Source organism: Frigoriflavimonas asaccharolytica (genome assembly GCF_013294015.1).
Classification (GTDB): domain Bacteria; phylum Bacteroidota; class Bacteroidia; order Flavobacteriales; family Weeksellaceae; genus Frigoriflavimonas; species Frigoriflavimonas asaccharolytica.
The window spans coordinates 1-7291 of record NZ_JABSNO010000045.1; the positions used below are offsets into that span (position 1 = coordinate 1).

At 30.8% G+C, this 7291-nt stretch carries 4 protein-coding genes and 1 pseudogene; all 5 read right to left on the minus strand.

Annotated elements, in window-relative coordinates; genetic code table 11:
• Window positions 1–485: 485 nt before the first annotated feature.
• Window positions 486–1514, minus strand: coding sequence for a hypothetical protein (locus HNQ03_RS15605; protein ID WP_173780628.1), 1029 nt, complete (start codon window positions 1512–1514; stop codon window positions 486–488).
• Window positions 1514–2548: a hypothetical protein gene (locus tag HNQ03_RS15610; RefSeq protein ID WP_173780629.1), complete on the minus strand. Its 1035-nt coding sequence runs from the start codon at window positions 2546–2548 to the stop codon at window positions 1514–1516. The genes HNQ03_RS15605 and HNQ03_RS15610 overlap by 1 nt, the downstream gene beginning before the upstream one ends.
• Window positions 2538–5465: a hypothetical protein gene (locus HNQ03_RS15615; protein ID WP_173780630.1), complete on the minus strand. Its 2928-nt coding sequence runs from the start codon at window positions 5463–5465 to the stop codon at window positions 2538–2540. The genes HNQ03_RS15610 and HNQ03_RS15615 overlap by 11 nt, the downstream gene beginning before the upstream one ends.
• Before the next feature lies 1 nt (window position 5466).
• A pseudogene (locus HNQ03_RS15620) lies at window positions 5467–5964 on the minus strand (DUF4280 domain-containing protein).
• Window positions 5965–5992: 28 nt separating this feature from the next.
• A complete protein-coding gene (locus HNQ03_RS15625; protein ID WP_173780631.1) occupies window positions 5993–6976 on the minus strand; it encodes a hypothetical protein in 984 nt (327 codons plus the stop codon).
• Window positions 6977–7291: the final 315 nt, after the last annotated feature.

The following is a 7291-nucleotide window of genomic DNA, read 5'->3' on the forward strand; positions in this document are numbered from 1 at the left end:
AGATACGTTTTCTTGCAGATATAAACAAACTTTATAACTTCTAAATAACTATTAATCAGTTGTTTAAATAGTTTTTAATGGCTGACTATTTATTAGTGCAGGTTCATAGTTTTCATTAATATTGTAATCTTCCCATGAATTTAAACTGTTTACAATCTTGCTATTTAATTCTTTTTGTTTTTCTTTCTATTTCGTTTTAAAAGTATATATATAAAGGTTGGAATCACTATTAATAAAGAAATCCCGATGGAAATAAATTCCATAATTTGATCATACCATACATATGAAAAATTAATCTGTATATAGATGAAACGCAGGATAAAGATAAAATGTAGTCCTACTAAAAAATACCACAAACACCCTTCAAATGTATATTTCCCATTGCTACTCTCTTCATAATCTCCTCCTTCATCCAGAAATTTAAAATAAAACACTAAACTTGCTATTTGAATAACTATAATCAGTACTACCATTTCACTATTTTTTTACTTCCACATCATAAATCCTTGGGTGGCTAAATCTCTGCCTTCGGGGAGAAATAATGTGATACCTGGTTGAAAGATATCCTTATCTTTTCCATATTCAAGCTTTAAAGCACCCCCTCCTCTTAAATTAGTATCTAAATTATTGGTTATCAATCTTAATAACTTTCCATTCCCCATATATTGTAAAGTGTAGTTAATTATAGGTAATTGATTATAATCATCCACAACATACTCTTTATATTCTTCGAATAATTTTTTTATATTATTATCTTTATATAATACTTGCCGTATTCTAATTGTTGATGGGTAAACAATTTTTAATTCAGAATCTAAGTCATTTTTTACATGAATTTCTCCCACCATTTTATAAAATTCCTCAGCTTTTTCCCTTACTAAATCTTGATCTAATTTTCGCAAATCCTGCCCTTTCGTCCATCCTTCAAATTCGTACGGCACATCAGCATCGAAGGTAAAACTAAATTCATAATATTCTTTCCCCGCTACTTCTTTTGGGTTCATATGTTTAACAATACTTTTTTCATCATCAAATCTTTTTTTAGATTTATTATCCATCATTATAACTTCTATCTCCACCTCAGCATTATCCGACAAAGTAGTTGAAGGTGGCGCATTTTCTCTGCCTAAATCTTCATTAATCAAATTGCCCACCGGATACATTTTTACAGTAACTTCTTGTTTTCCAGATTTTAGAATGGGATATATATTAATAGGAGTAATATAATTTGATAATTCGTAATCATCATTATTAAATATATCATTTACATAAACCTCAATTAAACAATTTTGTTTATGAATTCTAAAATAGTAGATGGGTTCATTATTGTAATGTTTTATCTGCGAATTCAATTCATACACAAAGTTGTCTTCAGTTATGTGTTTTGCTTCTGGGAAAATATGTTTGTTGATGTCGTAAGTTACCTTTGTATCTTTACTAGCAAGCGTTTTCTCTTTCTGGCTACAACCCAAAAAAGAAATTCCTGCACAAAATATAACTAAAAGTTTTCTCATTATTTCCACATCATAAATCCTTGCGTTGCCAAATCTCTACCTTCTGGAAGATATAAAGTGATGCCTGGAAAATAATATCCCTCATCATATTCTAACATTAATGCTCCTTTTCCTCTGTAATTCTCTTCTAAAGAAGATTGACGTAATCTTAATAATTTTCCATCTCCCATATATTCTAAGGTATAATTTTTTAGTGGGAGCATTGTATAGTCCTGCAATACATCATCACTAAATTCTTTAACAAGGTCTTCCAAATATTGTTTATCTACATAAAACATTCCTTCAATTCTCTTTTCAAGAGGGAAATTAATCTTTAACCAAGAGTCTAAATCTTTATTTAAATGAACCTTACCAATCATTTCATAATATTCTACCGCCTTTTTTCTCACCAATTCTTGGTTGAGTTTTCGTAGGTCTTTTCCTTTTGACCAGCCTTCGAATTGATACGGTATATCTGCATTAAATGTAAAAGAAAATTCATAATATTTTTTTCCTGCTGCTTCCTTCGGACTCACTTGTGTAGTTATTACTCGTTCATCACCAAATTGTTTTTTAGATTTATTATCCATAGTTACCACAGAAATATCTACTTTTGCCTTGTCTGATAATTTAGTCGCTTGTGGCTGATTTTCCAATCCCAAATCTTTATTGCTTAAATCTCCAACAGGATACATTTTTACGGTTACAGTTTGTTGTCCCGATTTTAATATATGTCCGATTTCAGAGGGAATAATTATATTTGATAATTCATAGTCTTTATAATCTACTACATCATTTATTTTAACCTCTATCAAGCAGTTTTGTTTATTTATTCTATAATAGTAAATCGGTTCGCTATCATAATGCTTAATGCTTTCTAATACTTTTTCAGCATAATTATTTCTATCTATGGTCTTACTCTCTTCGGGTATATATTGATCTATATTCATTCCTTTTCTATTTTGATTTTGATTTTGATTTTTGTCTTGGCTGCATCCTAATAAACTAATTGCAACCATTATTAATAAAAGTATTTTTTTTATGCTATTTATCATCGCTTGGGTTTTTAGTCATTTCTGAAGAATTAAAAACTAATTGACAAGGTTCTATTAAAATAAACTGTGTAGGTTCTTGATTTTTTATTACTTCTTCTTTTTTTATCTTTTCCTTATCACGTTTTCTAGTTTTAATTTTATACTCATATTCCCCAGCCAAACCTGTAAACACTATTTTGTCTTCGTGATAGGGTTTCTTGTCTGCTTTGAAATAGTATCTCCTTTCTATAAAAATATTTCCTTCTACTTCAAAACCACCTTCAGCAGTCATTTCTTGCATTTTGGTTTCTTGCTTATTATTCCAGGTTAGTATTTGCATGGCGCGAACCACCACCTTGTTGGCTACATTACCAGATAATTTTAATCTTACTGTGAATGCACCAGAAGGAGCTACGCTTATAGAAGATTTGTCCTTTTTGCTTTCGCCCTTCGCCATAGCCACAAGATCAAGTTTGTTTGAAGCATTTTGTATTTTCAACCAAAAATCTAGATCTAAATGTGCAGTAATGTCTTTTTCAAATTCTGCTTCTGCACCGAAAACTTTTTTCATCATTTCTTCTGTAGCGAATGCAAGAAGATTATAGACCGTTTCTAAACCATAATTTACAATTTTCAATGGATAAGTTGCCGCACGATACCATCCAACTGCTTGTTTACCAGCCTCAATTTTACTTCCTGCTTTGGTATAACTTATTTTTTTCAAAAATAATGCACTTACTCCCAATCCAAATCCTCCTGTGGCAGATTTGCCTACATTAAGCAACATTCCTACAGGAGTTTTATCTATTATTAGTTCACCCAATTTTTTTTCTTGGCTTACGCCCAAGTTAAGCAGTGGACTTATTTTCACTCTCTCTTCTAAAATGGGTTGAATGCCAATATCTTCATCATATACAAAACGATAACCTTTGTAATAAGAACCCTTCATCAGTTCAAAAGTGCTTTTTGCTGCTTTCGTTGTTCTTGCCGCTTGAAAGGTTTTAGAATGTTTTGCTAATATTTCTTCTGCCTTCAATCCTTTATCCACCAATTTTCCACTTTTGTTCATCACCTTTGCTACTTTTCCTGCTTTGGAGACAAAGTTGGCAAGTGCGGCACCTTCTGTTATAATAATAAGTAAAACATCAATTAGAATTTCTAAGGTAACTACACCAGCAATTAGTGCTTTAAATACCTTAGGATGCGTTTCTCCATAATCAATTTGCTTGCTATTCTTTTTTCCACTTTCATCAAAATCATAATACGCCGTAAATGCAAAACCGTATCTTTCTGCCATGTCTTTTATGATGTCGGCAATAAATTTGCGAATAAAACTGCTTCCCAGTGCGGGAGAAATAATGGTGGCAGAAAAATTGTTTAATAACGGACTATTTACCAATTGGTCAATTTCCTCGTCTAAACCTTCTACAAATTTCACGGACTTGTTATCATTGTAATATTCTGGAATATAAGGATTATCAAATTTTGAATGAAAAGCCCATGCTACATCTGCATAAGTTTTTAAATACAAACCTTTTTGGTATCTGCAGGTTTCTAAGCCAATTCTATGCACATCTATTATGCCTTTAGATTCTGCTTCCCAACCAATGAGTTTGCCTTTTAATTCATTTTGCAGTACATCTTTGCTATCTAATAAGGTAGAGAATAGGAAATAATGTTTTAAAAATTCCCATGCAGTATCTTTGCCATACTTATAATTAAAAGTAGGTTTTATGGTTATTTTTTTATCAGGCTTATCAAAAATATATTGTATTTTGGCTTCGTCTAAGTTTTTAGTATTTATTACCCTTCCTTTGTGTGGAAGGGTTTCCTCGGCTATACTGCCCTCATCATAATTTGCAAGTTTTTTATTATCATCGTTAAAACTACACTGTTTGGTTTCAACTTTTTCGAGACGTATTTTTAGATCTTTTACGTTTTTACTACCAACAGGTGGTACTATAACTGAAATTTCAACTTTGCTGTTTGATAATTTTCCATCCTTATCTTTTTTGGTCGGCTTATCTTCATCAAATAGTTCTAATTCAGCACTCTCTCCGTGTTTATAAAAAATTTTCTCGTACTTGCAAGGTTCATACTTTTGGGTAAAATATTCTTCGGTTGCAACTACAACAGGAGAGATGGTTGTATTTTTTTCTTCTACAACTAAAGAATTTATGCTGAAGGTAATATTTAAAATGTGATTTTCAAATTTGCCATTAAATAAAATATGATTTTTGTACTTAATTATAAAATAAGCTTTTGCAATCACTAAATCTCTCATATTACCTGTAAGATCAAGCAATGTGCTGTTTGAAATATACTCCATAAAAATGGTTGGTGTATTTCCAAGAAAAAACATTTTATGATTATTTAAAATTTCTTTGTTTACATAGAAATCTGCTATATCATATATAGATTTAATGTGAATTACTTTGCTTAGGCTTTCTACTTTTACATCTTCACCTTTTTTCGCAACAAAGTAAACATCAAGGTGTAAAGGTATATTGTATAGACCAACACCATTAAAAATTGCTGTAAAATTACGATTGATAGACGCTTCATAAATTTTATTTTCAATAGAAGTTCCCCAATATGCTTCTAAAATTTCTGGTGTTGCAAAAACCGAAATTGTAAACGAAGCAAGATTTAAACCTTTTGAGTTTTTACAGACAATCAAAAAATCGTGAGGCTTATCTCGCGATCCAGCATAAGATTTTAGTACTAAAAACTCAGCATTTTTTCCTCTGTTTAAATCATTAGTATCTAATTTTTGATTTTCGCTATAAATTTCCCAAATTATATCGGTATTTTTAGAACCAACTAATTCCGTTTGCAACGCAATTTTATTTTGGGAATATGAATTGAAATCTATATGTAAAACACCATCTCCGCTATGTTTTTTGGATAGAAATTTTGTAACTATTTTTGCACTCATATCAGCGGATTTTAAAATTGACTTTATGTTTATTTTCCTCTTCATCTTCTCCCAGATCCACAAAAGGAAACAATTCCGCCAAAACCTCCTTATTCGCATTTTCCACATTTTGCGGAGAAATCTCCGCGATCTGCCCGTGATTAATAATGGTAATGCAATCTGGCCCACCAATTGGGCAAGTTGCTTTGCTATCTTCCAGCAATGCCTTTCCAGAGTTGTCTTCTAAAGTTATTTTATCATAAAAACCACTCCAAACGGTTACTATTATTTAACAAGGCTTAAAACCACCTCCCGGAATAGGTTGCATTTTGCACGGACCAAAAGTATTTTTTTCAAAAGTGGAAGCGCCAATATCCATATTGGTGGCCATTAGTTTTGTGCTTCCTTCTTTATCGTTGATGAAGCGTTTTGTCTGGGTTAATACTTTTAATTTATCTGGAGTAGTGCCATAGTTGCATTGGCATATGGCTCCTTGGCAAACTAAATGTTTTTCACTCATTGTCTTGTGTATTTACTAATATCTAAATTTAAGAATTATTTTCCAATTCATAGAGCTGAAAATCAATTTTATGAGGTATTCCATTTTCTACTGCAGTTGCAAAACCCGTAATTGAAAATATGGCATTACTTTCTTTGTGAAATTTATACAGCAAATCTATTTCTCCTTTTTCTGAATTTTTATTAAAAATATTTCCCTCTTCTTTTCCAGAAATACGCAAGGCAATCTTCTGTCCTCGGGTAAATTCTTTTTCTAAAGAGTATTCCACAGTATAATTGACCACATTTTTGATTCCAGAAAAATAAATCTTTAGAAAATCTTTTTTAAAAAAATCGGGATAATTAGTGTAAACCGGCAGAAAAAATAATTTATAAAATAAATTTCTTTCTAACAAATCTTTTTTCGAGCTTAAATTTTTAAAGGATTTATCCAACTTCCCGATAATATTATCCGCTGTTTCGGATTTGTAATATTCCACCAGCATTGGTTTGCAATCTTTCTCCCAATGGTTAGCTATTCCTTCGTTATTTATAATTTTGAAAATAGCACCTTTTTCATCTGTCGCAATCTGGATTGGATAAAGTACTTGCTCTGCTTTTTCAAATAATTGCTCAATAGTTTGCTCAATTTCTTTATTGTTTATGTAAGTTTTTTCTTTACTAATTTCTAAAAACCCATTTTCTTTTTTTACTTTTATCTTATAATGCATTTTGAGATCTTTCGGTAAAAAGTTAAGCATAACGCCATAGGTTTTTTCACTAACTACAGTTGGAAGTGCGAGTTTTGTACTTTTCAGAAGTTTCACATCTCGATCTTTGAAATTTTGAGCAGGTAGATAGACATGCTCTACATGTTTAGGCATATTAAGCGGGAGTAATTCGCTAATGTCACAGAACTGATTGTGAAATGCAACTAAGTCATCCGAAGTTATATTAAATTCCGAAGCAACTTTTTTTAATTTGAAAATACCTTCTATTTTTAACTTGATATAGTTATTATCTTCATTCGTCATGAATTTTAATTTTAATAATAAAGTTTAATGTTAACTGATGAAATTAATTTTGTAATCATTTTTATTTGTAAAAATATTGAAATTATATAAACCTATCATCATCCTAAATTATTCATAAATCAGACCATTCATAAAAAAGACTTTGAACCAATTACTTAATTTTTTTTTCTCTCATACAATGCGATACATTATAATACCCTTGAAAAACTGGACCACTATATAAGTTGAAATTATTAACTTTAAATAGTCGGAAAAAACATGAGAAAAACGAGAAGAAAATTTGATGGTAGTTTCAAAGCCAAGGTAGTAATTGAG

Coding starts and splice junctions, on each gene's coding strand:
- HNQ03_RS15625 (WP_173780631.1), bottom strand. CDS start 6,976: ATGACGAATGAAGATAATAACTATATCAAGTTAAAAATAGAAGGTATT.
- HNQ03_RS15615 (WP_173780630.1), bottom strand. CDS start 5,465: ATGAGTGCAAAAATAGTTACAAAATTTCTATCCAAAAAACATAGCGGA.
- HNQ03_RS15605 (WP_173780628.1), bottom strand. CDS start 1,514: ATGAGAAAACTTTTAGTTATATTTTGTGCAGGAATTTCTTTTTTGGGT.
- HNQ03_RS15610 (WP_173780629.1), bottom strand. CDS start 2,548: ATGATAAATAGCATAAAAAAAATACTTTTATTAATAATGGTTGCAATT.